General features: G+C 44.6%; 17 protein-coding genes and 1 pseudogene. 11 read left to right on the top strand and 7 right to left on the bottom strand.

The genetic code is table 11. The features are described 5' to 3' along the window. Nucleotides 1-199: 199 nt before the first annotated feature. The 4 genes from tenA to FTU90_RS01630 all read left to right on the top strand — a co-directional run bounded on the left by tenA (nucleotide 200) and on the right by FTU90_RS01630 (nucleotide 5,480). Complete coding sequence (tenA, locus tag FTU90_RS01645) at nucleotides 200-871, top strand: thiaminase II (RefSeq protein WP_180071852.1); 672 nt, start codon at nucleotides 200-202, stop codon at nucleotides 869-871. 217 nt (nucleotides 872-1,088) lie between these two features. Further along, nucleotides 1,089-1,457 (top strand): hypothetical protein, encoded by a 369-nt coding sequence (locus tag FTU90_RS01640; protein WP_180071851.1) that lies wholly within the window; start codon nucleotides 1,089-1,091, stop codon nucleotides 1,455-1,457. A gap of 181 nt (nucleotides 1,458-1,638) precedes the next feature. Beyond that, nucleotides 1,639-4,470, top strand: coding sequence for an excinuclease ABC subunit UvrA (gene uvrA, locus FTU90_RS01635; RefSeq protein ID WP_180071850.1), 2,832 nt, complete (start codon nucleotides 1,639-1,641; stop codon nucleotides 4,468-4,470). A gap of 158 nt (nucleotides 4,471-4,628) precedes the next feature. Next, nucleotides 4,629-5,480, top strand: a complete 852-nt coding sequence (locus tag FTU90_RS01630) for an AbiJ-NTD4 domain-containing protein (protein ID WP_100354919.1) — start codon at nucleotides 4,629-4,631, stop codon at nucleotides 5,478-5,480. Nucleotides 5,481-5,602: 122 nt separating this feature from the next. Here FTU90_RS01630 and FTU90_RS01625 read toward each other — a convergent pair whose 3' ends face one another. After that, a complete protein-coding gene (locus tag FTU90_RS01625; protein ID WP_180071849.1) occupies nucleotides 5,603-7,309 on the bottom strand; it encodes a diguanylate cyclase in 1,707 nt (568 codons plus the stop codon). A gap of 1,114 nt (nucleotides 7,310-8,423) precedes the next feature. On the opposite strand from FTU90_RS01625, the gene omp33-36 reads away from it, so the two are divergent. Then, complete coding sequence (omp33-36, locus tag FTU90_RS01620; protein WP_257222379.1) at nucleotides 8,424-9,317, top strand: porin Omp33-36; 894 nt, start codon at nucleotides 8,424-8,426, stop codon at nucleotides 9,315-9,317. 82 nt (nucleotides 9,318-9,399) lie between these two features. Here omp33-36 and FTU90_RS01615 read toward each other — a convergent pair whose 3' ends face one another. The 4 genes from FTU90_RS01615 to FTU90_RS01600 all read right to left on the bottom strand — a co-directional run bounded on the left by FTU90_RS01615 (nucleotide 9,400) and on the right by FTU90_RS01600 (nucleotide 14,535). After that, the gene (locus FTU90_RS01615; protein ID WP_180071847.1) at nucleotides 9,400-11,370 is read right to left on the bottom strand and encodes a choline BCCT transporter BetT; all 1,971 of its coding nucleotides are present in this window, start codon (nucleotides 11,368-11,370) and stop codon (nucleotides 9,400-9,402) included. A gap of 177 nt (nucleotides 11,371-11,547) precedes the next feature. Then, nucleotides 11,548-12,264: an ion channel gene (locus FTU90_RS01610; protein ID WP_100534518.1), complete on the bottom strand. Its 717-nt coding sequence runs from the start codon at nucleotides 12,262-12,264 to the stop codon at nucleotides 11,548-11,550. Nucleotides 12,265-12,494: 230 nt separating this feature from the next. Further along, nucleotides 12,495-14,201: a cation acetate symporter gene (locus FTU90_RS01605; RefSeq protein ID WP_180071846.1), complete on the bottom strand. Its 1,707-nt coding sequence runs from the start codon at nucleotides 14,199-14,201 to the stop codon at nucleotides 12,495-12,497. 1 nt (nucleotide 14,202) lies between these two features. Continuing rightward, on the bottom strand, nucleotides 14,203-14,535 hold the full coding sequence (locus tag FTU90_RS01600) for a DUF485 domain-containing protein (protein WP_004890697.1): 333 nt from the start codon (nucleotides 14,533-14,535) through the stop codon (nucleotides 14,203-14,205). 182 nt (nucleotides 14,536-14,717) lie between these two features. Here FTU90_RS01600 and FTU90_RS01595 point away from each other — a divergent pair, with 182 nt between their 5' ends. Next, entirely contained in the window at nucleotides 14,718-18,209 is a 3,492-nt protein-coding gene (locus FTU90_RS01595) for a PAS domain-containing hybrid sensor histidine kinase/response regulator (protein ID WP_100356969.1), read from the top strand. A gap of 410 nt (nucleotides 18,210-18,619) precedes the next feature. Further along, nucleotides 18,620-19,381, top strand: coding sequence for a hypothetical protein (locus FTU90_RS01590; protein ID WP_180071845.1), 762 nt, complete (start codon nucleotides 18,620-18,622; stop codon nucleotides 19,379-19,381). A 79-nt stretch (nucleotides 19,382-19,460) separates the two neighbouring features. On the opposite strand, the gene FTU90_RS01585 is transcribed toward FTU90_RS01590, so the two are convergent. Next, a complete protein-coding gene (locus tag FTU90_RS01585) occupies nucleotides 19,461-20,111 on the bottom strand; it encodes a response regulator transcription factor (RefSeq protein WP_004281370.1) in 651 nt (216 codons plus the stop codon). 377 nt (nucleotides 20,112-20,488) lie between these two features. On the opposite strand from FTU90_RS01585, the gene msuE reads away from it, so the two are divergent. The 4 genes from msuE to FTU90_RS01565 all read left to right on the top strand — a co-directional run bounded on the left by msuE (nucleotide 20,489) and on the right by FTU90_RS01565 (nucleotide 24,703). Beyond that, a complete protein-coding gene (msuE, locus tag FTU90_RS01580; RefSeq protein WP_100354925.1) occupies nucleotides 20,489-21,223 on the top strand; it encodes an FMN reductase in 735 nt (244 codons plus the stop codon). A gap of 29 nt (nucleotides 21,224-21,252) precedes the next feature. Next, complete coding sequence (sfnG, locus tag FTU90_RS01575; protein WP_180071844.1) at nucleotides 21,253-22,365, top strand: dimethylsulfone monooxygenase SfnG; 1,113 nt, start codon at nucleotides 21,253-21,255, stop codon at nucleotides 22,363-22,365. 181 nt (nucleotides 22,366-22,546) lie between these two features. Then, on the top strand, nucleotides 22,547-23,167 hold the full coding sequence (locus FTU90_RS01570) for a riboflavin synthase subunit alpha (RefSeq protein WP_180071843.1): 621 nt from the start codon (nucleotides 22,547-22,549) through the stop codon (nucleotides 23,165-23,167). A gap of 120 nt (nucleotides 23,168-23,287) precedes the next feature. Next, the gene (locus FTU90_RS01565; protein ID WP_180071842.1) at nucleotides 23,288-24,703 is read left to right on the top strand and encodes a deoxyribodipyrimidine photo-lyase; all 1,416 of its coding nucleotides are present in this window, start codon (nucleotides 23,288-23,290) and stop codon (nucleotides 24,701-24,703) included. A 74-nt stretch (nucleotides 24,704-24,777) separates the two neighbouring features. Here FTU90_RS01565 and FTU90_RS01560 read toward each other — a convergent pair. After that, nucleotides 24,778-24,957: pseudogene (locus FTU90_RS01560) on the bottom strand (IS5/IS1182 family transposase); the annotation flags it as partial.

Here is a 24,957-nt window from a genome sequence, read left to right as displayed (position 1 = left end):
AAATAAATGTATGGCTGCGAAAGAGCAGCAATACCAATAGGAAAAGTTAAGCTAATTATGAAACTTTTAGCGCATAAACCAAAGCACTTCCTGAGCTGTTTTATCTTATTTTCTGTTTTTAAAATTTGCCGATCTTTTAAACAGCCCGATCTTTGCTATAGTGCTGCATGGTTTAACTTGAACTGCGAAGGATTTCCGCATGAGTTTTTCACAAGAGCTATGGCAACGTAATCTAGGGCTTTATCAGAAGACCCTGGCTCTGCCCTTTAATCAGCAACTGGCACAAGGCACATTAAGCCGTGAGGCCTTTAGTCATTATGTGATTCAGGATGCACATTATTTATTGGCCTATGGCCGTGCACTGGCAGTCTGTGCCGCCAAAGCATTTGAGGCAGATGATGTGATTCAGTTTGCTGAAGCCGCCAAAATTGCGATTGTGGTGGAGCGTAGCCTGCATGACGGTTTTATGCAGGATTTTGGCATTAGCAAAGACCAGTTCGAAACTACTCCTCTGACGCTGGCTTGCCATCATTATACCTCTTATCTCACTTCGACTGCCTGGTCGGAAAGCTACCCGGTGGTGCTGGCCTCGTTACTGCCATGTTTCTGGATTTATGCAGAAGTCGGCAAAGATATAGTCGATAATTCTGCACCGAATAATCCTTATCAGGCCTGGGTGGATACCTATTCAGGCGAAGAATTCCACACGGCTGTGCGTAATGTAATTGCGACCATTGACCGTGTTGCGGCGCGCGTTGATGCCGATACACTGGAAAAAATGCACCAAGCTTATACGCATGCGGCCCGTCTGGAATGGTTATTCTGGGACAGCGCCTTTAAGCAACGCCAGTGGCCTGGTCTGGACCAATAAGATGCACAAAAAAAGTCCTGTTTAAGACAGGGCTTTTTGGTTATAGCCGTTTAAAAAATTTCTGCTGTCATAAACTGATCATAAAAACGGCTTAGTCTGAAAAAACAAGGATAGAACGGGCCGGTATGCTAGACCTAGCTATAAGCCCAAAATTGCCGCACAATAATTGAGAATAATTATCAATTAATAAAATCAATCCCGGAAAGAGGCAGATAATATGGACACTTTAGGCACCGAAGCGATTCGGGCATTTTTCACCCTGCAATGTTGCTGGTTGAATAATGAAGAAATTTATCTGGAACAGGGCTGTCTGGATTGTGGTTCAGCAGCAACTTACCTGATTTACCATACCAACACGCATATCCAGAAACATCTGCTGAAATTTATTGAAAAGTACCGCTGTCATCAGGCCCGTCGTAATGATTTGCTCGACCTGGATTTTTTCGAACAAGACTATGAGGGCTTTTTGCAAATTCTGGAAAATGAAGTTAATTTCTATGCACGTCTGCATCATGATATACCACGTGACACCTGCTTTGAGGATGTTGAATCGATCTTTGAACGCCGCTATGCAGCAGCTTGTTAAGAACTTCCCTCACGTCTAGTCATTCTGAACAGTGAAGCGATCTACTGTGATATTTCTCGGTATTGTGATGAATTGACCAATCACCGACATAACTTGACGTTTAAAATACTTTTATTTGCACTTGAACATTTTTCATCCGGTATCATATAAGGGTTTTTGATGAATATTCTAGGATCCTTGCATGAGCCAAAGCCACATCCGTATTCGAGGCGCACGTACCCATAACCTGAAAAATGTGAACCTTGATATACCACGCGACAAGTTTGTGGTGATTACGGGACTGTCTGGTTCAGGTAAGTCCTCGCTTGCCTTTGATACCTTATATGCCGAAGGTCAACGCAGATATGTGGAATCGCTGTCTGCCTATGCACGCCAGTTTCTTTCACAAATGGAAAAACCGGAAGTCGATTCGATTGAAGGTCTCAGTCCAGCCATCGCGATTGAACAGAAATCGACCAGCCATAACCCGCGTTCTACCGTGGGTACCATTACCGAAATTTATGACTACTTACGTCTGCTGTATGCACGTGTCGGTACGCCCTTCTGTCCAGAACATGACCTGCCGATGGTGGCACAAACCGTCACGGAAATGGTCGATGCAGTCAAAGTGCTGGAAGAAGGCACAGCCTTGATGCTGCTTGCCCCGGTGGTGCGTGAGCGTAAAGGTGAATATACCGCCTTATTTGAGCAGTTACAGAGTCAAGGTTTTGTCCGTGCCCGCGTCGATGGCGAGATTATGGAAATTGATCCGCCACCAGAACTGGACAAAAAGAAAAAACATACCATTGAAGTCGTGGTCGACCGCTTTAAAGTCCGTGATGATCTGGGCAACCGTATTGCAGAAAGTTTTGAAACTGCACTGCGCCTCGGTGGCGATATTGCGATTTTATCCTGGATGAAGGATGAACATGATGATCGGGTATTTTCTGCCAAGCATTCCTGCCCGGAATGTGACCGCGCTGTCGCAGAACTGGAACCGCGTTTATTCTCGTTCAATAACCCTTTTGGTGCCTGTCCGGTCTGTGATGGTCTCGGCACCCGCAGTCATTTTAGTGCCGATAAACTGATTCCCAATCCTGAAGTCAGTGTCAGTCAGGGTGCGATTCGTGGCTGGGACCGTCAGCGTCCTTATTATTACGGCATGATCCAGAAAGTCGCCGAGCATTTTGGTTTTTCTTTAGAAACGCCGTGGAATGAACTGGATGCCGACACCAAGAAAAAATTCCTGTACGGCACCGGCAAAGAAAAAATTGATCTAAGTTATATCGATGAGCGTGGCCGTCGTCATAATCGGGTGATTCCGTTTGAAGGGATTTTGCCGCATCTGGAACGCCGCTACCGTGAAACTGAAAGTAATTATGTGCGTGATGATCTGGCGCAGTATCTGTCCAATGCTGCCTGTGATGCCTGTGATGGTTCACGGCTGAATGAAATCTCGCGGAATGTGAAAATTCTGGACAAGACCATTGCCGACATTACCCGCATGTCGATTGGTGACGCCGAAAGCTATTATCAGGACATTAACCTAGAAGGCGCACGCGGAGAAATCGCCGACAAGATTTTCAAGGAAATCCGTGAACGTCTGCACTTCCTGGTCTCAGTCGGTCTGAATTATCTCAGCCTGTCGCGTTCTGCCGAAACATTGTCGGGCGGTGAAGCACAGCGTATTCGTCTGGCTTCCCAGATTGGTGCCGGCCTGATGGGCGTGATGTATGTGCTGGATGAACCCTCAATTGGTCTGCATCAGCGTGACAATGACCGTCTGCTGCAAACCCTGATCCGTCTGCGAGACTTGGGCAATACCGTCTTGGTGGTCGAGCATGATGAAGATGCAATTCGTGCCGCCGATCATATTATTGATATTGGCCCGGGTGCAGGTGTACATGGTGGACATGTGATTGCTGAAGGGACTTATGATGAAATTCTGGCCAATCCTGACTCGCTGACCGGACAATATTTGTCTGGCAAGTTAAAAATTGAAGTGCCGAAAAAACGGATTCAGCCACCTAAACCTGAAGAACAGATCAAGCTGATGGGTGCATCTGGGCATAACCTGAAAAAAGTCGATCTGACCATTCCTTTGGGCATTATGACTTGTGTTACCGGGGTATCGGGTTCGGGTAAATCGACCTTGATTAACCGGACATTGTTACCTTTGGCGGCGACCCAACTGAATGGTGCAACCACTTTAACATCGGAAAAGTTTGAATCGATTGATGGCTTGCAGTTCCTCGACAAAGTCGTCGATATTGACCAGAGTCCGATTGGACGAACCCCACGTTCCAATCCGGCCACTTATACCGGTTTATTTACCCCGATTCGTGAACTGTTTTCACAAACTCCGGAAGCCAAAGCACGTGGTTATGCCGCGGGTCGTTTCTCGTTTAACGTGAAAGGTGGTCGCTGTGAAGCCTGTGAAGGCGACGGCATGATCAAGGTGGCGATGCATTTCCTGCCGGATATGTATGTGCCATGTGATGCCTGTCATGGCAAACGCTATAACCGTGAAACGCTGGAAGTGAACTATAAGGGCAAGAATATTTCCGATGTCTTGCAGATGACCGTTGAAGATGCCATGCATTTCTTTGATGCGATTCCGGTGATTCACCGTCGTCTGGAAACATTACATCAGGTCGGTTTGGGTTATATCCGTCTGGGTCAGTCTGCTACCACTCTTTCTGGTGGTGAAGCGCAGCGGGTGAAACTGGCGCGTGAGCTGGCCAAACGTGATACCGGTCAAACCCTGTATATTCTGGATGAACCGACCACGGGCCTGCATTTCCATGATATTGCCAAACTGCTAGATATCCTGCATCAGCTCCGTAACAAGGGCAATACCATCGTGGTGATTGAGCATAATTTGGATGTGATTAAAACTGCTGACTGGGTGGTGGACTTAGGTCCTGAAGGTGGTTCGGGTGGCGGTATGATTGTCGCGGAAGGTACGCCTGAACAGGTCGTGAAAGTCAAAGCTTCACATACGGGTAAATTCTTGAAGCCGTTGTTGAAGTGATTTAATTTTTTAAATCCTCCCCAACCCTCCTTTGAAAAAGGAGGGGGCTTTTCTCTTTATCTGGCGTCATATAGGACTTAGGGTTAGGGGAGATTTTATCCACCCAATAAGTATGATAAAACGGTGAATCATTCACCGTTTTTTTATTTAGGAAAAATATGCGGTTTTCGGAACGGAATGGATATAAGCCTATTCGTAGTATTATTCAAAAAGAAAGTATGGATGAACGTCTAAGAGTTAGTCTTTGGAATGTATTGCATGAATGTTTATGGGATAGAGCTTTCAGCAATCAAGAGTCTTTTTGCACTTTAGACTCACATCTCGGTAAGCTTATAAAATCGTATTGGTCAACCTTCTTTCAATTACCTTTAGACCTTATACCAGAAGAATTTGAAGAAGCATTACAACAAATTAGAAAATATTTTTTCAATTTCAAATGGTATGAAACTTATGATTTTATTGAAAATACAATAGAGTATTATCCAACATGGTATGTATCGCCTAACTTCAAATTTATAGATGATCTAAACAATGTTTTAGAACGAGAAAACAGCGCTTATAGAATAATTAATGAGCATGTTATTGAAATTACATCTGAACAAGAAATTCAATCCATCGAAACTGCTTTAGAAAATACAAATCAATATTTAGGTGTTCAACAACATTTAAATCAAGCTTTAAAACTGATGTCAGATCGTCAAAAGCCTGACTATCGAAATTCAATTAAAGAATCTGTTTCGGCATTAGAAGGTATGTGTCAAAAAATATTAAAGAAGGACAAAGTAACTTTAGGTGATGCAATTGGTCAAATTGAAAAACAATATCCAATACATCCTGCATTAAAAGCCAGTATTAAATCTTTATATGGTTATACATCCGATGCAGATGGTATTCGCCATGCAATGTTAGACGAATCAAATCTTTCTTATATCGATGCAAAATTTATGCTTGTTGCCTGTACAAATTTTATTAACTATCTGATCGACAAAACCAGAGATCATCCAAATTAGATCACATGACTGGCGACATGGATGTCGCCCGTTCGACTGTGCTAAAGGGACTTAGCATCAGTCGAACAAATGCATTTTGCTACTTTTGTGCAGTTCAAAAGTAGAGAAAACAGTCTTTTGAACTAAACCTCTGCCACCGCATTACGTCCTTTGGCCTTTGCTGCAAACAAAGCATCATCTGCATTTGACAATAAAGCCATCCAGGACACGGCACCAATGGCAACCCCAATACTGACCGAAATCTGAATCTCGTCTCCTGCTGCAGTCACAATATGACGCTCAGCCACTTCAGCCCGAATGTTATCTGCCACAATCAATGCCTGCTGCATCTGGATATTTTCAATCAATACCAGAAATTCATCGCCCCCATAACGCACCAGCAAATCTGTAGCACGGACATTGGCCTTTAACCGCTCGGCCACCAGTTGAATCACCTGATCACCCACAATATGCCCATATTGATCATTCACCTGTTTAAAATGATCAATATCAATAATCATCAAACAAGTCTGGCTCAATTGACCCGGCTGATTTTCCATAAAGCGGATATATTCTTCCAACGCAAAACGGTTGGCCAGCCCGGTCAAAGAATCGGAATGAGCAATATTTTTTAAACGGAATTCTAGCGCATCGCGTTCTTGCAACATTTGTTGCAATTTCTGAATGGCAGCGAATAAGGAATCAGAATGATTCACTTCACGCAGCCGCATATCAATTTTCTGACGACCCGAGTTTTTAGACAAACTCAACAACATGCGGCGTGCCTGAATAAGTGGCAAAAATACTTGTTTGCGTGCAAAGATCATGGTGGAAATCGCGGTCAGTAATGAAATCAACGATACCAACACGCTCCAGATCAAACGCTGCATATTGCTGTTCATTTCCTGAATAGCGGCATCTCTGCTGTATTGCAGCAGATAAGTTTGCAGGTCTACCACAGTCGCAAATTTATCTACGATCGCTTCAGTCAGCTCTGTTCCGCTCAAACGGTAGTCACGTTGCTCCAGACTGTCACTGATCAGCTCACTCACAATCGGTAAGCCTTGCTGAATAAACTCGGTTTCTACCCGCCGATGTAAACGGATGAATTCCTCAGTCTTATCTTGAACAGGTTGAATGGTATCAATCAAGGCCCACAAATAACGCACCTGATGTTGGGTCTGTAAAGAGCGGGTAATATTTTCAGTGGGAAGCGGAGCTTCAAAAGTCACATGTGCCATGATAGACGAGGCCACACGACCGGCCTGATCACGTAAATCTGATAAAAATAGAATCTGGCTAATATAGTTATTCAGAGGGGTCGATGAGCTATCTGAAGCCACCGCCACGTCACGCAAAAGTTCACGGCAACTTTCCCAGGCAGCAAACATCGCCAGAATCGCCTGATCAAGTTCCTGAGCACTGCGCAGCTGACGCGGCATCTGGGTATAAGCATCAACCTGTGCACGCCCTTTTTTCAAACTATTCTCAAGCTGTGAAAGTTGCTGACTCAGGTTGTTAAAACCGACCTCCGTCAAGACATCAGCCGTCTGGGAGAGCTGCCGATCCACCTGTTGACGGTAGCTGATTAACTCTTGCTGATGCTGGGCAAATTCCTGCACCGAACTGGACATGGCCTTATTGGCAGGCGCACGCTCACGCGAAATTTTATTTGCCAGGTCAGCGACCTGCTGCAATGCATTCAATTGTTGATAGGTTTGTCTGGATTTTAAATAACTTTGACTGCTACTCACAATTAAGGGAATACAGATACAAAGTAAACATAAAATAATAATCGACATCGACCAGTACAAACGTTTACTGATCCACTCAGAGCGTAAGGTATTCATGCTGTTGTATTACGCCCCAATATGACAAGCAAAGCTAAATAGATTGATTATTATACAAATAAAATGAAATACTCTTAAAGTAGGTAATTCAACTTAGTTAATGTTTTTTCTATATTTTTTTGATTTTAATTTTTAAAAGCGCTACTTTTTAAATTCAGGCTAAAGTTTTATGGGTTTTATCGTACAAAAAATACAACACAAATACAGGACTTTTAAGCATTAAAAAAAATATCAAAACTTGCTTTCCGCACTATTTACACATGCAACAATTGGGTGCATAATGCACCGCATTAGGGCGAGTTAAATTATTCCTCAGCAGATATTTTAGTTTACCCGCAAATTTTGGCGAAAAAACCCCAGTTTTCTATGAAAACTGGGGTTTTTTTTAGTGCTTATATTTTTAGGTCATCTATTAATGAATTAATATGCACCATTTTAGTGCTTTATTTTTACTATTTTTATTGCTGAAGTTCATTGCTACAGAACAGTTTCTATCTTAGAAGATGAATAGAAAGTAAATAAAAAATGCGGATAAAAAAAAGCCCAACCTTGGGGAAAGCTGGGCCAATAAAAAAATTGTGGAGAATCACGTTAAATCATAATGAAACATGAACTTTAACCTGATACTGATATTATGTAAAAATCTATTAACAATGTAAAGCCGATTGGCCTAGTCGAGATTAAAAAGCATCACATTTTGGTTCAAAAAAGAGACACCTATTACAATTCTAGAGGAATTCTGCATTAAATTTGTACAATTTATAATAAAGCGTGATGAATTATATAATTCATCTTATATTTTTTGACATATTTATGAATTTATCCTTAAAACATAAATTGAATTTTACGATAAAAAATCAATAATCAATTTAATTAATGAATAATAATATCCACACATTTTCTTCTTAATCTTTGACGTAGTGTTCTATTTTTAAGCTCTAGCTTTTTGTTATAAAACAAATTTTACATAAAATTCAATTTCAAGCTAAATAGATGAATATTACACAAAACTAATACATTATTTTAAGACGAAAAAATACTAAATTCAAAGCGGATTGACTTAATAAATTGTTACAATACAATACGTTCTATGTTGTACATCTTTTGTAACAAAATGGTAAATATCATGAAAAAACTAGGTTTAGCCACTGCTGTATTATTAGCGATGACCGGTGCTCAAGCATATCAATTCGAAGTTCAAGGTCAGTCAGAGTACATCGATAACACTGCAAATGACAAAGACTTCACTGGTGCTGTTCAAGGTACTTATTACTTCAAAGATGTAGATGCGTCTAAAGGTCCTTTAGCTGAAGCTGCTTTCCTAAACCAAGCGTCTAATGTTGCTCTAGCGTATAGCTATGGCGAAAATGGTCAAGAAGAAGCTGGACGTTCACGTACTGTAAATCATACTTACGGCGTGAAAGGTGAAACTTATATCCCAACTAAAGTTGTGCCTGTTTATGCAAGCGCTTCTTATAGCCATACAATTGCTGATAATAAAGCTGGTGAAGCAGATGACAATGGCGACCGTTATGCATTAGAACTTGGTGCATTATTGATTCCTAACTTCTTGGTTGCTGTGGGTTATACCAGCGTTGCTGATCAAGCTTCTTTAGATGCATTCAATATTGTTTCAAACGGCGTTGCTAAAGCAGGCTTAGAAGCAGTAACAATCGCTGATAAAAAAGATGCTATTACTGCTCGTACTAAATACGTAGGCGCGATTGACGGTACAAATATGGCTATCGGCTTTGAAACTGGTTTAGTCTATGGTGAAGATACTGCCTACAACCTAGGTACTACGCTTTTCCTTAACCCACAGTTAAGCGTTGGTGCATCTTATATGGAATCTAGCTATGCTGGTTCTCCAGACAAAGCTTGGGGTGCGAACGTTAACTACTTCATCACTCCTGCTGTTGCAGTTGGTGCATCTTATGTAAATGCTAATGCTGAAGGCGAAGCACTTGATACACAAACTGTTGGCGTAAATGCTAAATTCCGTTTCTAATTTCTGATTAGATACTGAATAGAAAAAAGGACGCTTGATGCGTCCTTTTTTATTATTGCTTGATTTTCAGATTTAGATACGCTTATTCCGGTGTACGCACCAGACTTAAAAAGTGCAAATGTCGCTCATATTGATCAATAATATCTTGGAGCAGATCTTCCTGCGTCCATTCCATCACGTCATAACTCTGCCCGCCTTCTCTCAAGAATACTTCGGCCTGATAGGAGTCTGCTCCTGCATGCTCCGGCTCCGACATAAAACTTGGCGTTAAAGTCTGGGTTGCAACCACCTGATAAATAAAATTGATTTCATCCTGATGATCAACACGAAGCTGTATTCCATGTTCGAGTGCACTAATACTCACCTGGAGTTGACGCCGCTTCAGCTCACTTTTAAAACTGATAAATGCCTTGTTAACTGTGCTCCGAATATAATCCTGTACCTCTTTTTCAGTATGCGGATAATGCATAATCAGGCCCAGTCGCTGCTGCCAGCTGCGTGGATTCTGGATTGCACGCGGGGTAATCCGTGCGGCTTGCAGTGCATGCATTTTGGTGACATCCAGATGTAGGGCTTTGATTAATCCCCAGCACATCAGCAGCATAATGAAGGTAAATGGCAAGGCGCTCATAATCGTGGCCGATTGCAGTGCCTCTAAGCCACCCGCCAGTAATAGGATGATAGCCAGTAAAGCCATGAGCACTGTCCAGAACAGACGCTGCCAGGTCGGTGAATTTTCACTTTTCGCTGTCAGATAATCAGTCACCAATGCTCCTGAATCGGCAGAAGTCACAAAGAACAGCATCACCAGTAAAGTCGCAATGATACTGGTCACTGAACTGAAGGGTAGATTAGCTAAAAATTCGAATAGAGCCACAGATGAATCACGCTGAACTGCTTCTAGCAAGCTGGTATTAGCTTCGTGCATAATGCTGTACAGTGCGGCATTGCCCATAAAGCCCATCCAGATCAAGGTAAATCCAGTTGGAATCAGCAATACACCCACGATAAATTCACGAATACTGCGCCCTTCCGAGACCCGGGCAATAAACATCCCGACAAATGGCGACCAGGAAATCCACCAGGCCCAGTACATGATGGTCCAGCCCCCAATCCAGCCACTTGGCTGGTAGGCATACAGATTAAAGGTCATACTAAACAGATTAGAGACATACTGGCCGGCATTCTGAATAGTCGTCTGTAACAGATAAATACTCGGACCTGCCACAAAGACAAAAATCAGCAACAGCAGTGCAAGTACCAAATTTAGTTCAGATAAACGTTTAATTCCTTTGTCTAATCCAAAAAATACGGAAGTCGCTGCCATGGCACTCACGACAATGATCAAAATGACCTGAGTACTGGGTGCCTGTTCAATGCCAAACAAATAGTTCAAACCTGAATTGATTTGGGTCACCCCGAAACCAAGCGTGGTGGCCACACCAAATACCGTACCAATGGTGGCAAAGGTATCGACGCCATCTCCAATTGGGCCATAGATCTTTTGACCAATCAGCGGATACAAGGCCGAACGGATTTTTAAAGGCAATTGATGCCGGTAAGCAAAATAAGCCAGCGACAAACCGACGAGCGTATAAATAGCCCAGGCATGCAGGCCCCAGTGGAAAAAGGTGACCCGCATAGATTGTTGTGCAGCCAGTACAGTTTCCGGTTCACCGGCAGGTGGCGTGACATAATGCATTACTGGCTCGGCCACACCAAAGAACATTAGTCCGATGCCCATGCCTGCAGTGAATAACATCGCAAACCAGGAGGTACTGCTATATTTAGGCTGACTATGATCAGGCCCCAGTTTGATTTTACCCATGTCTGACAGGGCAATATAAATCAGAATAATCAGAAATAATGCCACTGACAATACATAGAACCAGCTAAAGGAATTGGTAATCCACTGGTTTATTTGCTGGGTCAGCAGTGAAAAAGCATCTGGTGCAAAGACGACTAAAGCTAAGAAAATCGCAATAATCGTGACGGTACTAATAAAAACATTTGGATTGATATTGGCAAACCAAGATGGTTTTGTGGAAGGCATACATCCCCCATTTTTAATAAATTGAATTGCCGTGAGGCTTACATCATTATTGACAAGTACAAACGATCTCGCAGAATTTACTGCTGTAATAGATACGTTTGATTTTCAACATTTTAAAATGTAAAGACGAATAAAGCAGTGAAGTTACTGTAACCCGATCATTCCAAGGGTTGTCTCTTACTCATCCGGACTTCTATGTTGATTTTCTGCACTATTTTGTTTAGGCAGATGGGAAATATAATGTAAGGCAATCAGGCGAGAAACAATCAGGGCCAAATACATCACCCCGACAAACATCTGGATAATTGCCAGCATCCGTGCCAGCGGACTGACCGGCATCACATCCGACAAGCCCGTGGCGGACTGGACACTAAAGCTGAGAAAGATCAAATCCAACCAAGGCTGATGGGCTTGCAAGTCAGGATCTGAAAAGCTGTAAGGCACCCATAACTGGCAGACACTATAAAGAAAAGCAAAGCCCCAGGCCAGTAAGGTAAATACCGCTCCAGCTGCAAAGAGTTCATCTTTGGTAAGATAGCGGTCATGAAACATATAACGCAACAGGCCATAAGCAGCACTAAAATATGCACTGGCTTCAAACAGATTCGCCGTCACATAGACCCAGGTATAGCGCAGGCCCAAAACAATCAGTGAAGAAAATAGAATTGCGCCGGCCACAAAGCTGAGTCCTAAAATGGTAAACATCGGCGTCTGGCGAATGACCTTGGCAATGACCAGTAACACCAGGACACCGAGCATCCAGGTGACTGCTCGATAGGGCAGGTTTTCATAACTCAACATGGACAAGATCAAAATCAGCAATTGCAAACAAAGCAGCCATGCTGAGGGCAGATGGGTAAAGCTGTGCCAGAACTGCTGCAAAGATTGCTTCATACTGCCCTTCTTGTTTGTCTAGTCATGCACGCATGTATTGTTATTTTATCAGGCTTAACATAGCATGATTAAAGCAGTATATAGCTGTACGATTTGTATGCAAAGATTGAAAAAATCAAAGCAAAATCTAGCGCACCCAAATTCAGTACGGCGCTTGCTCTAAAAAATTTGGAGCATAAGGGCATAAAAAAAAGTCCCTTACGGGACTTTTTTTTATAGGATATCAAATCTTAGTGATCTGATGCTCCTGAGATACCGATACCGGTTTGTGAACGTACAAACTGAGCATCAAAGGCTTTGCGTTCTGCTTGAGCCTGTGCTGAATTATCTGTCACAGAGAACAACCAGCAGCAAAGGAATGACAATGGCATCGCAAAAATTGCAGGGCCATTGAACGGGTTCACCGGCGTATCCGAAATACCCAAGGTGTCGACCCATACTGCTTTAGAAAGCACAATTAATGTTACTGCGGTTACCAGACCAGCAACACCGCCAATCACTGCACCGCGTGTCGTCAAGCCTTTCCAGAACATAGACAGCACCAGCACCGGGAAGTTGGCACATGCCGCAACCGAGAATGCCAGACCTACCATGAACGCTACGTTTTGTTTCTCGAACAGAATACCGAGAATCATCGCGAAGATCGCAAGACCTAAAGTCGCGATTTTAGACATACGTAGTTCAGATTCAGGCGTGGTTTGGCCTTTTTTCAAGACGTTGGCATACAAGTCATGCGAAATTGCTGAAGCACCTGACAGAGTCAAACCAGCAACGACCGCAAGAATCGTGGCAAATGCAACTGCAGAAATGAAGCCCATGAACAGATCACCGCCCACTGCATCAGACAAGTGCACCGCAGCCATGTTATTACCACCAACCAGCTCCAGCTTGCCAGTCAATGCCATTTTCGCAACATCAAGGAATTGCGGGTTGTTCGATACATACAGAATCGCACCGAAACCAATGATGAAGGTGAGCAGGTAGAAATAACCAATAAAACCTGTCGCAACTACGACTGATTTACGCGCTTCTTTAGCATCTTTTACCGTGAAGAAACGCATTAAAATATGTGGAAGACCTGCTGTACCAAACATCAATGCCAGACCTAAAGAGATCGCATCAATCGGATTAGACGCCAGACTACCCGGACCCATGATCTTGGTGGCATCTGTCAGGCTTAAATCATGTACTTTTGAGTAGACACCAATTGCCTGTTCAAACATGTTGGTAAAGCTGAAGCCCACGCCTTTCATGACCATGAATGCCATAAAGGTCGCACCAGACAGCAACATTACTGCCTTGATGATCTGTACCCAAGTGGTCGCCAACATACCGCCGAACATTACGTAAGCCATCATTAACAAGCCAACGATCACAACTGCAATATTATAGTTTAGACCGAATAGGAGTTTGATCAGCTGACCTGCACCGACCATCTGTGCAATCAGGTAGAACGCCACAACGACTAACGAGCTCAAAGCCGCCAAAGTACGTACCGGTTTCTCCTGCAAACGGAAAGAAACCACGTCTGACAGGTTATATTTACCCAGGTTACGCAAACGCTCTGCGACCAGGAACAATACGATCGGCCAGCCGACCATAAAGCCCAGTGAGTAAAGCAAGCCATCAAACCCAGACAGGAATACCATCGCGGAAATACCCAGGAAAGAAGCTGCTGACATATAGTCACCGGCAATCGCCAGGCCATTCTGAAAACCGGAAATACCGCCACCGGCCGTATAGAAGTCTTTGGTGCTGGTGGTTTGTTTCGCTGCCCATTTGGTAATGAACAGTGTTGCACCTACGAAAATCACAAACATGATAATTGCAGGCCAGTTGGTTGGTTGCTGTTCTGCTGCACCCAAGTCAGGACCAGCGAAAGCCATGCCTGAAGCCATAAGGGTGGTCGCCAGGGCAATAAGAGAATTCCATTTCATCTTAACGTGGTCCTTTTTCATGAGCGATTGCTTCAACTTCACGGATTGCTTCTTCGGTCAATTGATCCAGTTTGTTATTGGCAATGTAGGAATACACACCACACAAGAGAAACGACAAAACAATGATGCCCAGACCGAGTGGAATACCCCACGTGGTCACACCACCTGAAAGTGAAGACAATAGAAACTCTTTGTTATAGCCGACCAAAAGCATGAAGCCGACATAAACGAATAACATGATTGCCGTAAGCGTCCAGCTAAGACGACTTTTCTTGGCAACCATTTCTTTGAATTTTGGATTTTGTAGAATGCGATCTACTTGTACCTCATCCATAATTACTCTCCTGAAGCCCAACCTTGGGCTGCCTATTTTTTAATTCGAATTATCACTGTTGCAAGTTAACAATAATCGTAGGTGCTTGTAATTTAGACTTTGGTCGTTAAAAAATGACCAATTTAAACTGCAGCGTTCATGATGCGCTATCATAGCGGCATGCTCAGCACACATCAGGCTATATGAACAGTTGGCTCATCATAGGGGTACTTGCCCTCTATATCGCATTGCTCTTTATCTGCGCTTTTTACGGGGAAAAACATGCCAGCCGGCTGAGTACCCGTGGGCGCATGCTATTGTTTAGTTTAACTTTAGGGGTGTACTGTTCATCCTGGACCTTTTATGGCGCTACCGGCGCTGCAGTACGGGAAGGCATTATTTTCCTGCCGATCTATCTTGGCCCGCTGTTATTCGTTGCCGTCGGTTATGATATCTGGCGCCGATTAGGACGGGTACGACAGCATCATGCGATTTCCTCAATCGCGGACTTTGTCGCGGCGCGCTATGGTAAAAGTGGCCCGCTGGCATCGCTGGTCACCATTCTGGCAGTGGTCGCGATTGTGCCTTATCTGGCTTTACAGCTACGCGCCATTGCCCTGAGTGCCGCAGTCATTCTGGAACCATCTGCCGGAATTGCCAACACCACCAATGGGGTGCTGTTTTTGACCGGTGTACTGGCCATTCTGGCGATGATCTTTGGCACCCGGCAGATTGCCAATACTGAACAGCATGGCGGTCTGATGCTGGCCGTGGCCTTTGAATCCTTTGTCAAGCTCTTTGCCCTGCTGGCAGTCGCCTGTTTCTTTATGTTTGAAGCACCAGGAAATATGGCACAGATCAGCACAGATATCAGTACCACCTTCCGTGATGTCCAGCTGTTTGGGGTTCCGCAAAGTTTCTGGGTTCAGACCTTGCTGGCAGCCCTGGCAGTTATCTGCCTGCCACGCCAGTTCCATGTGGCAGTGGTGGAGCTGCGTGATGAAAAACATATCCGCGGTGCACGGCGCTGGTTTGCGGTTTATCTGATTCTGACCACGCTGGCGATTATTCCGATTGCCAGCTGGGCATTGCATGCGGCGCCGCAATATCTGGCAATTCCAGATGTGGCGGTCCTGTCCTTACCCCTCAGCTATAATCAGGACTGGCTCACTTTATTGGCATTCTTGGGCGGCTTTTCCGCATCTACCGGGATGCTGCTGGTGTCTTCTGTGGCACTTTCCATCATGCTCAGTAATGATCTGATTATGCCAGCGCTATGGCGTTTGAAACTGATTTCCCGACATGATAAACGCTTGCCGCTGGTACTGAAATTTACCCGCCGGATCTGTATTCTGGGCGTGATGTTAATGGGCTTCCTGTTCTTCAACTTCTTTAATGATATTGATCAGCTTTCTGTTTTTGGCCTGTTGGCCTTTAGTGCGGTAGCACAATTCGCCCCTGCCCTGATCGGTGGCCTGTACTGGCGCGGTGGTAGTAAGCAGGGCGTATATGTGGGTCTGTTGACCGGTTTTGCCTTGTGGTCCTATACCCTGCTGTTTCCCACCATTCTGCGCAGCCTGCCAGAAGCCTATCACCGCTTTAGCCAAAGTCTGCTCACTAACGGCCCTTTTGGCTGGAACTGGTTACGTCCTGAAGCACTGATCGGTTTCGAATCGTTTGATCCGCTGACGCATGGGGTGGTCTGGGCACTGGGCCTGAATACAATCCTATATATTTGGGTTTCGCGGATTTTTCGTCCGAGTATTGCCGAACAGATTCAGGCTGAAAGTTTCTTCTATTATGAAACCAAGCCACTGCCATCGCAGAGTCCCTCAACTGAAGTCAGTTATTCGCATCAGGATGTGGCACGTTTAAAAGTTGGCGATCTGATTACCCTGGCCAAACGGATTACCGGTGAAGGACCGACCACACGCGCTTTTCAGCAATTTTGCACCCAAAACAGTGTCGAACTGAATGAAAATAGCAGCGCCAATGGCATGTGGTGGCGTTTTACCGAACAATATCTGGCCGGCACCATCGGGGCAGCTTCGGCCCGTACCCTGCTGACCACGGCCATGGTCAATAATGGTCTGGCCTTGGGTCAGGTCGCCAATATTCTCGATCAGGCCTCGCAATGGCAACGTTTTAACCAGAATCTGATCATGACCATGATTGATCACATGACCCAAGGGGTCAGCGTAGTCGATGAAAACATGTGTCTGGTGGCCTGGAACAATCAGTATTTAAAACTGTTCGATTATCCGACCGATATTGTCTATGTCGGCTGTCCAATCGCGGATCTGATCCGTTATAACGCCGAGCGTGGTGAATGTGGACCAGGTTCGGTCGAAGAACATGTCCGCAAGCGGATTCACTGGATGCAGGTCGGCAGTGCCCATGAATTTGAACGGATTCGTAAAGATGGCCGGGTCATTCAGATGCGTGGTAATCCGATCGAAGGGGGTGGTTTCGTTACCACTTTCGCCGATATTACTGCCTTCCGTGAAAATGAAGCCGTCTTGGAAGCCCGGGTTCAGGATCGTACTCAACAGCTGGCCGATGCCTTGTCCGAACAGCAACTGGCGCGTGAACAGGCCGACAAAGCCAATATGTCGAAAAGCCGCTTTATTGCCGCCGCCAGTCATGACCTGTTGCAGCCGATGCATGCGGCGCGTCTGTTCAGTACTGCCTTGGAACAAAGTGTACAAAATGACGAAGACCGCAAGACCTTGCAGCAACTGGATCGTGCCTTGCATGGCGCAGAAAGCATGCTGTCTGCGCTACTGGATATTGCCCGACTGGAAGGCGGTACCATTCAGCCGAAACGTCAGGCCTATCCGCTACATGACCTGCTCAGTGATCTGGAACTGCAGTTTAAATCCATTGCGGCACAACGTGGCATTCAATTCAGTGTGCATGATGCGCAGTTCTGGATTGATACCGATCCACAATGGATTCGCCGGATTATCCAGAACTTTGTCAGTAATGCGCTGCGTTATACCGCCAAAGGTAAAGTGATGGTCGGTGTCTTACGCTCCAGTACCAAACCGAATCATATCCGCATTGGCGTCTGGGATACCGGACCGGGGATTGCCGAAGAACAACGTATCAAGCTGTTTCAGGAGTTTGAACGTTGCGGCCATACCTCTCCATGGGGTGAACAGGGCCTTGGACTGGGTCTGGCCATCGTGCAACGCATGACCAGCATGCTGGATTATCCTGTGCATGTGTATTCGGCGCTGGGCAAAGGCTCCTGTTTTATGATTGAAGTGCCTGTCATTGCAGCACCCAAAGTCGTCGATGCACCTGTTCAGGCCGTACCACTAAAAACCAAGGCGTTTAAAATCCTGTGTCTGGATAATGATGAAACCATTCTGGAAGGGATGGCGACCTTGTTGAGCAAATGGGGTTATCAAGTCTTTAAAGCCACCGAACCAGAGCAGGCATTGAGGCTGATTCAGCAGGAAAATATTCAGGTCTGGCTGGTCGATCAGCATCTCAATCAGAACAAGATCGGTTTAGACTTTATTCTGGAACAGCGCCGCAATGATGTTCCGGTGGCGCTGATTACTGCCGATTCCGATCCGGAATTGCCACAGCGCCTGAAAGAGCTGAATATTGTATTGCTGAAAAAACCACTGAAACCTGCATCCTTACGATCATGGTTATCCGGACTGAAAATTTCTGATTCCTAAGATTGTATTGCATTCATGAATGCCCATTTTAAAGCTTAAAATGGGCATTTTTTATACTCAACTGCCACAGAAAATTACCTAGCTTGCATAAAATTTATTCTAATGTGCTAAAAGCAGCAAATATGCCGAAAATACAGCCGAATAAATTGACCAAAATGTTCATTTTCTAATTCACCATGGCAAAAAATGACCAATCTGTACCTGTACAGCAGTACACTTATTTACAATTAATTATCTATTTGTTTTAACTCATAATTAAAGGGTAATTTTCCAGCACTATAACTTTAGTCGTATTTTTTATCAGCTATGCTTGGCTCTAAAAATAGAGGAATAAGAAACGATCAGTTTCCATCTCATACATGCCTTGATTGTTTGGGTAGCTGATCTTTCTGCATATCGGAGTTCTTCACATGAACATAGATCAAAACCATGGCCTGAATCAGGCCCAGCAGTTCCACCGTCAATATGGCGCCAATGCCTTATTGCCAAACATTGACTGGGCACAGATCTTTAAATACAGCAAGCTGAATGATGCCCAGTATCAGGCGCTGGAAACGCTGTATCAGAGTGCAGTCCCGCTGGCACTGCAAGTTTTTGATGAATTACATTTTGATGTCTTTGAACCTTATGCTTACAAGCCGCAAGGACTGGGTCTGTTTGAACGGATTGCCGAGCAGGAAGACAAACTGCTTCAGTCTTTAGAAGCTGAAACGGCGGATCTTCCGGTGCAAACTCGTCATCAGATCTGGAGCATGTTGCTGCGTGGTGGTGCCGTCCTGGTGTTTAAGGCCTGGCTGGGTAAAGTCAAAAACGAAGATAACTGTCTGGATACTAGCCAGTTTGACGAGCTGTCTGATTTACTATTTATCAAAACCTGCCCGCATGAGCTGGCGCAGCGTTTACATGTCGATCCGAACACGCGCGATGATCATATCTTCCTGATGTATGACAATGAAGTCTATCTAGACCGTTTTAACAGTCTGGAAACGGCTGCACTCTTTGTCGATCTGGGTGTTTATGATGCGACTTTCCTGAGCCTGCGAGATGATCGCGTGGCCGAATATCTGAAATCCAAGGGTTATGTCACCGAAGATCAGATCGATGAATTGCAATGTGCTTTAAATCCGTTATTCTGCGATGATTTCACCCGCAAGCAGGATTATATTGCTTAATATATGCATGCTTTTTCACTGAATTATTCAGATAAAAAAGACCTCCAAGGAGGCCTTTTTCCATGCGGATATACAGAACTTACATTTTCCGGTCTTCAATATTCAGTGCATTAATGGCCAATACCGCTTGTGTCCGGTTTTGTACGCCAAGCTTACGGAAAATTGCAGTCACATGCGCTTTAATGGTCGCTTCTGACACGTCCAGTTCATAAGCAATCTGCTTATTCAGCAAGCCTTCGGCCACCATCATCAATACTCGGAACTGTTGTGGGGTCAAAGACTGGATCCGTTCCGCCAAAGCCGTTTCATCGGCAGCACGCGGGTCAAAGTTCATGTTGGCTGGCAGATTTGGCGGTAACCAGATCTCACCTTCCAGCACTTCGCGAATCGCTTCACCAATATGGCTTGGATGGGCAGATTTTGGAATATAGCCCATGGCACCATGCGCAATGGCACGCTGGATAATACTGACTTCTTCATGCGCAGACACGACAATGATCGGCAGCGACGGATATTGCGCGCGGACGTGTACCAAGGCAGAAAAACCTGATGCGCCTGGCAAATTTAAATCCAGCAGCACAAGATCAGGCTCGGGGCCATTTTCTAGACGTTCATAAAATTCATTGACTGCCGCAGTTTCATGAATCTGGGCTTGTGGCAGGCTATAACGTACAGCCTGAATCAAGGCATGACGAAATAGTGGATGATCATCAACGATTAAAATATTCATAGGCAACGTGAGAGAGATCTTGGCACGGTAGACCCTATTCTAACCACACAACCCGGTTAAGGATATGCAAGACTCTACAATTTTTAAAATAATATGCAGTTTTTCTTCAAAATCACCATTTTTCGCGGTATTTCAATAATTATTTAATTCTCATCACTTTTTTATATATAACGTATTCCTAAATTAAAAAGCTTAGCTATATTCAATATAAATATATATATCAAAAACTTATATTAAAATTAATGCTTATAAACCAGGCTTTTTTCATATATCGAAAAATCAGATAACTTTTCAGCTTTTCGTTATTTTACAGCCCGGCACTGAATCGGGATTAATAAGGACATTCCGAGATTACTCCTATTTTTTAGGTTCTAAACATGTCTAATTTTAATGCGCAAAAACCCTTAAATATTGTTGCCGTATCGGGTGGTTTAAATCATCCGTCTAAAACTGAAGCCTTGGTTCAGGCCATTATTGATGAACTGGGTGAAGCGACACCAATTCATGTACATTTTATTAAATTTAGTGAAATTGGTTCGCTCTTGGGTGGTGCGATTTATCGTAATCAATTACCGCAGCGCGTTCAGGATGATCTGGCCGCCGTCGAAGCTGCAGATGCACTGATTGTTGGTACACCCGTATATCGCGCTTCATTTACCGGCTTGTTTAAACATTTCTTTGATTTTGTCGAGCAGACTGCACTGGTCGATGTACCGGTACTTTTAGCAGCTTCAGGTGGTAGTGACCGACATGCGCTGGTGCTCGAACATCAATTACGTCCATTATTCAGCTTCTTCCAGGCTCAGACTTTACCGATTGGCGTGTATGCGACTGATCGTGATTTCACTCCTGAATATACCATTCACAGTGAATTGCTCCGCGATCGTATTACCCTGGCAGTAGCACGTGCCCTGCCTATTCTGGAATGGGCACCGGCCAAAGGACAACGTGCCGAAGTCGTTAAAGCAAAAACCCAACAGGCCAACCAGAACTTGAGCATCAATAAACAAATCGAACAAGAAGAAGTGTTGCCCTCTGCGGCTGTACCAAGTCTGGATGCAGCAGAATCCCGCTTGCACAGTAAAAAATCAGCGCAAACGCAAGTTGCTTGATCAGCGATTTTCACTTCGAGGGTTGAAATATGTCACAACAGCAAATACAGCAAGACATCAAATTTGCGTATTGGGTTCCGAATGTCAGTGGCGGTTTTGTCGTCAGTACCATCGAACAGCGTACCGACTGGAGCTATGAATATAACGTGCGTCTGGCACAAGCAGCAGAAAAAAGCGGTTTTGAATATGGCCTGACCCAGATTCGTTTTGCGTCAAGCTATGGTGCAGAAAACCAGCATGAATCTGTCAGCTTCAGTCATGCCTTGCTCGCACAAACCAGCAAGATCAAGTTAATTGCAGCAATTTTACCCGGGCCGTGGAAACCTGCGCTTGCGGCAAAACAATTGGCCAGCATTAACCAGCTCAGCAATGGCCGGATTGCGATTAACGTGGTCAGTGGCTGGTTCCGGGGCGAGTTTGATGCGATTGGTGAAGAATGGCCAGAGCATGACCAGCGTTATGCCCGTTCAGAAGAGTTTATTCGCAGTTTGCGCGGAATCTGGAATACAGATCACTTTAATTTTGATGGCAAGTTCTATCAATTTAAAGACTATACCTTACGCCCACAACCGCTCCCGGATAAACCGGTCGAGATTTTTCAGGGTGGCAGTTCACGTGCGGCGCGCGATATGGCTTCACGTGTTTCAGACTGGTATTTCACCAATGGCAACACGCCTGAAGAGCTGAAAAAACAGATTGATGATATTCGCGAAAAAGCCCAGGCCAATAATCACACTGTGAAAATTGGGGTCAATGCCTTTATCATCGCACGTGATACTGAAGAACAAGCCAAAGCGGTGTTACAGGAAATTATTGATAAGGCCAATATCAAAGCAGTGAAAAATTTTGCTGAAGCGACACGTGAAGCCGGTGCCTCGACAACTGAAGGCGAAGGCAACTGGGCAAAATCAAGTTTTGAAGATTTAGTCCAGTATAACGACGGTTTCAAGACCAATTTAATTGGCACACCGCAGCAAATTGCTGAACGTATTGTAGTTTTAAAAAATATTGGAGTCGATCTGGTGCTTTCCGGTTTCTTGCACTGTGTTGAAGAAGTCGAATATTTTGGAGAAAAGGTGTTGCCATTGGTGCGTGAGCTAGAAGTACAACAACAGCAGGTTGTGCAGGCTAAATCCGCTTAAATCTAAGTGGTGCTTATGCCCAAATATTATAATAATGACGGCACATTGCAAATTTTCCCCTCAAGGCTCGGCTTGAGGGGTTTTTTATCCGGACAGAAACCAAGCAGTCCAGTAAAGCGCTAGCCGGATTTAGCTTTCCTGCCTACAATGGGATGCAATTGCAAGAATAGACGTTTTAACTATGTATACCGGTATTGTCCAAGGCCTGGAACAGGTCATCGAGATTCGCAAAGGCGATGGTTTTATTACCCTGTTGGTCAGTGATCAGCACGGCTTTTTTGCAGATGTGTTTATTGGCGCCAGTGTGGCAGTAAATGGTGTCTGTCTCACGGTGACCACGATTGACCGGGCGCAGAAACACATTCATTTTGATATTTCCAATGTCACCTTGGCGCTTACCACCTTGAAAGCCTTAAAAATTGGTGATGAAGTGAATATTGAACGCTCTGCCAAAGTCGGTGCAGAAAACGGTGGACATAATCTGTATGGCCATATTGAAGGCAGGGCTAAGGTCATCCAGATTGAAGCTCGCGGTGAAACCCTGCATATCGATTTACAGATTCCAGAGGGTAATATCAAGTACTTCTTCCTAAAAGGCTTTATCGGGCTAAATGGCTGCAGCCTGACCGTGAACCGTGTCGATCGTGCCCACAGTGAAATTTCGATTGACCTGATTCCAGAGACCTTGCGCCTGACCACCTGGAAGCACATTCAGGTGGGCGATACAGTGAATTATGAAATTGACCAGATGACCCGTACTTTGGTGGATACTTTGGAAAATATTTATCAAGCCAAAGCTTAATGGTACAAAGAGACTGGTACGTGCAAAAATCAGTCTCCTATCATATTAATATTTTAATACTATTCCATCGGTAGCAGATTGCCTAAAATGCAGGCTAACTCCCTGATTTAAGAAAGTACCATGCATCTGATCTGGTTTCGCCAAGACCTTCGAATTCAAGACCATGCCGCTTTGTGGCATGCCACTCAACAAGGCCCCTGTGTGGCTTTGGTGGTGCTTTCTCCTGAGCAATGGCAGTTACATCAAGATGCGCCGATCAAAATCGATTTTTATCTGCGACGACTACAGGTTCTCAAACAGCAACTAGAACAACTGAATATTGCTTTAATTGTGCGAGAAGTCGGCTTGTGGCGTAATCTTGCTGATGAGATGTTAGCACTCTGCCAAAACTTGCAGATTGATAGCGTGCATGCGCATATTGAAGTTGGGGTCAATGAACTACAGCGTGATTTCAAGGTTCAGCAACGACTGGAACAGCAGCAGATTCGGGTCGAGCTGTATCATGATCGCACCCTCTTTCCATTGGCGAGTATCCGCAATCAGTCCAATCAACCCTATCAAGTCTATAGTGCCTTTAAGAAAAAATGCTATGAGCGGCTGATTCTCGATGTGCCTTTTGCTTATCCTGTAATTGCGCCTCAGGACTTGCTCGAATTGCCTGTAGAGCTGACACATTTTGATCTGGAAAAGTTTGCGGGTCGCTATTCAATAGAAAATTCTGAAAAACTTTGGCCCGTAGATGAAACTCATGCCCTACAGATGCTGGATGATTTTATCGAAGACCGCTTAAGCAGCTATCAAACAGATCGTGATATTCCAGCGCTTAATGGCACCAGTCAACTCTCGCCTTATTTAAATATCGGCATTCTCTCGATCCGCCAGTGCATTCAGGCGCTGTTTAAACAACATCATGGCTATTTCCAGATCGATGATCTCGGTCAACAAACCTGGCTGGATGAACTGCTGTGGCGTGAGTTTTATCAGCATACCCTGTTCGATTTTCCCCGCGTTTCCAGACATCGCCCGTTTAAAGAAAATACCGATAAAATCCAGTGGCGGCATGCACCTGAAGATTTGGCAGCCTGGCAACAGGGCCAAACCGGGATCCCGATTGTAGATGCCGGGATGCGGCAGCTACTGGCCACCGGCTGGATGCATAATCGGGTGCGCATGATTACCGCAATGTTCCTGTGCAAAAACCTGCTGATCGATTGGCGTTTGGGAGAAAGCTGGTTCATGCAGCAGCTGATTGATGGTGATCTGGCAGCCAATAATGGCGGATGGCAATGGTGTGCTTCGACGGGTATGGATGCGGTGCCTTATTTCCGGATTTTCAATCCGGTCAGCCAGTCACAGAAGTTCGACCCGAATGGGGATTATATCCGTCAGTGGGTGCCTGAACTGGCGCATCTGGATGCCAAAAGCATTCATGAACCCTACGCCAAAAACCCTGACCGTGAACTGGACTATCCAAAACCGCTTGTGGATTTAAAATCTTCCCGTGTCCGGGCAATCGAGGCTTTTAAGCAGCTTTAAAAAAGACCCGTCATCTTAAAAATAATAAAACAGCTTCTCATATAGAGGCTGTTTTATTAGGGTCTGTTGACATTTCAAGTATAGAATTTACCCGATAAAGGTAGCCAAATAAATATACAAGCTAATACAACTGCCCCCTCATAGCTACACTTTAGCTTATCATATCGTGTTGCTATTCCTCTGAACTGCTTTAACCTACAAAATGCATTCTCAACTAAGTGTCTGATTTTATATAAATACCAATCCATATGATC

The sequence above is a fragment of the Acinetobacter sp. YH12200 genome (assembly GCF_013418175.1).
Lineage (GTDB): Bacteria > Pseudomonadota > Gammaproteobacteria > Pseudomonadales > Moraxellaceae > Acinetobacter > Acinetobacter pseudolwoffii.
The sequence above is the reverse complement of the archived record's forward strand: the minus strand, read 5'-3'. Positions and strand labels throughout refer to the sequence as shown.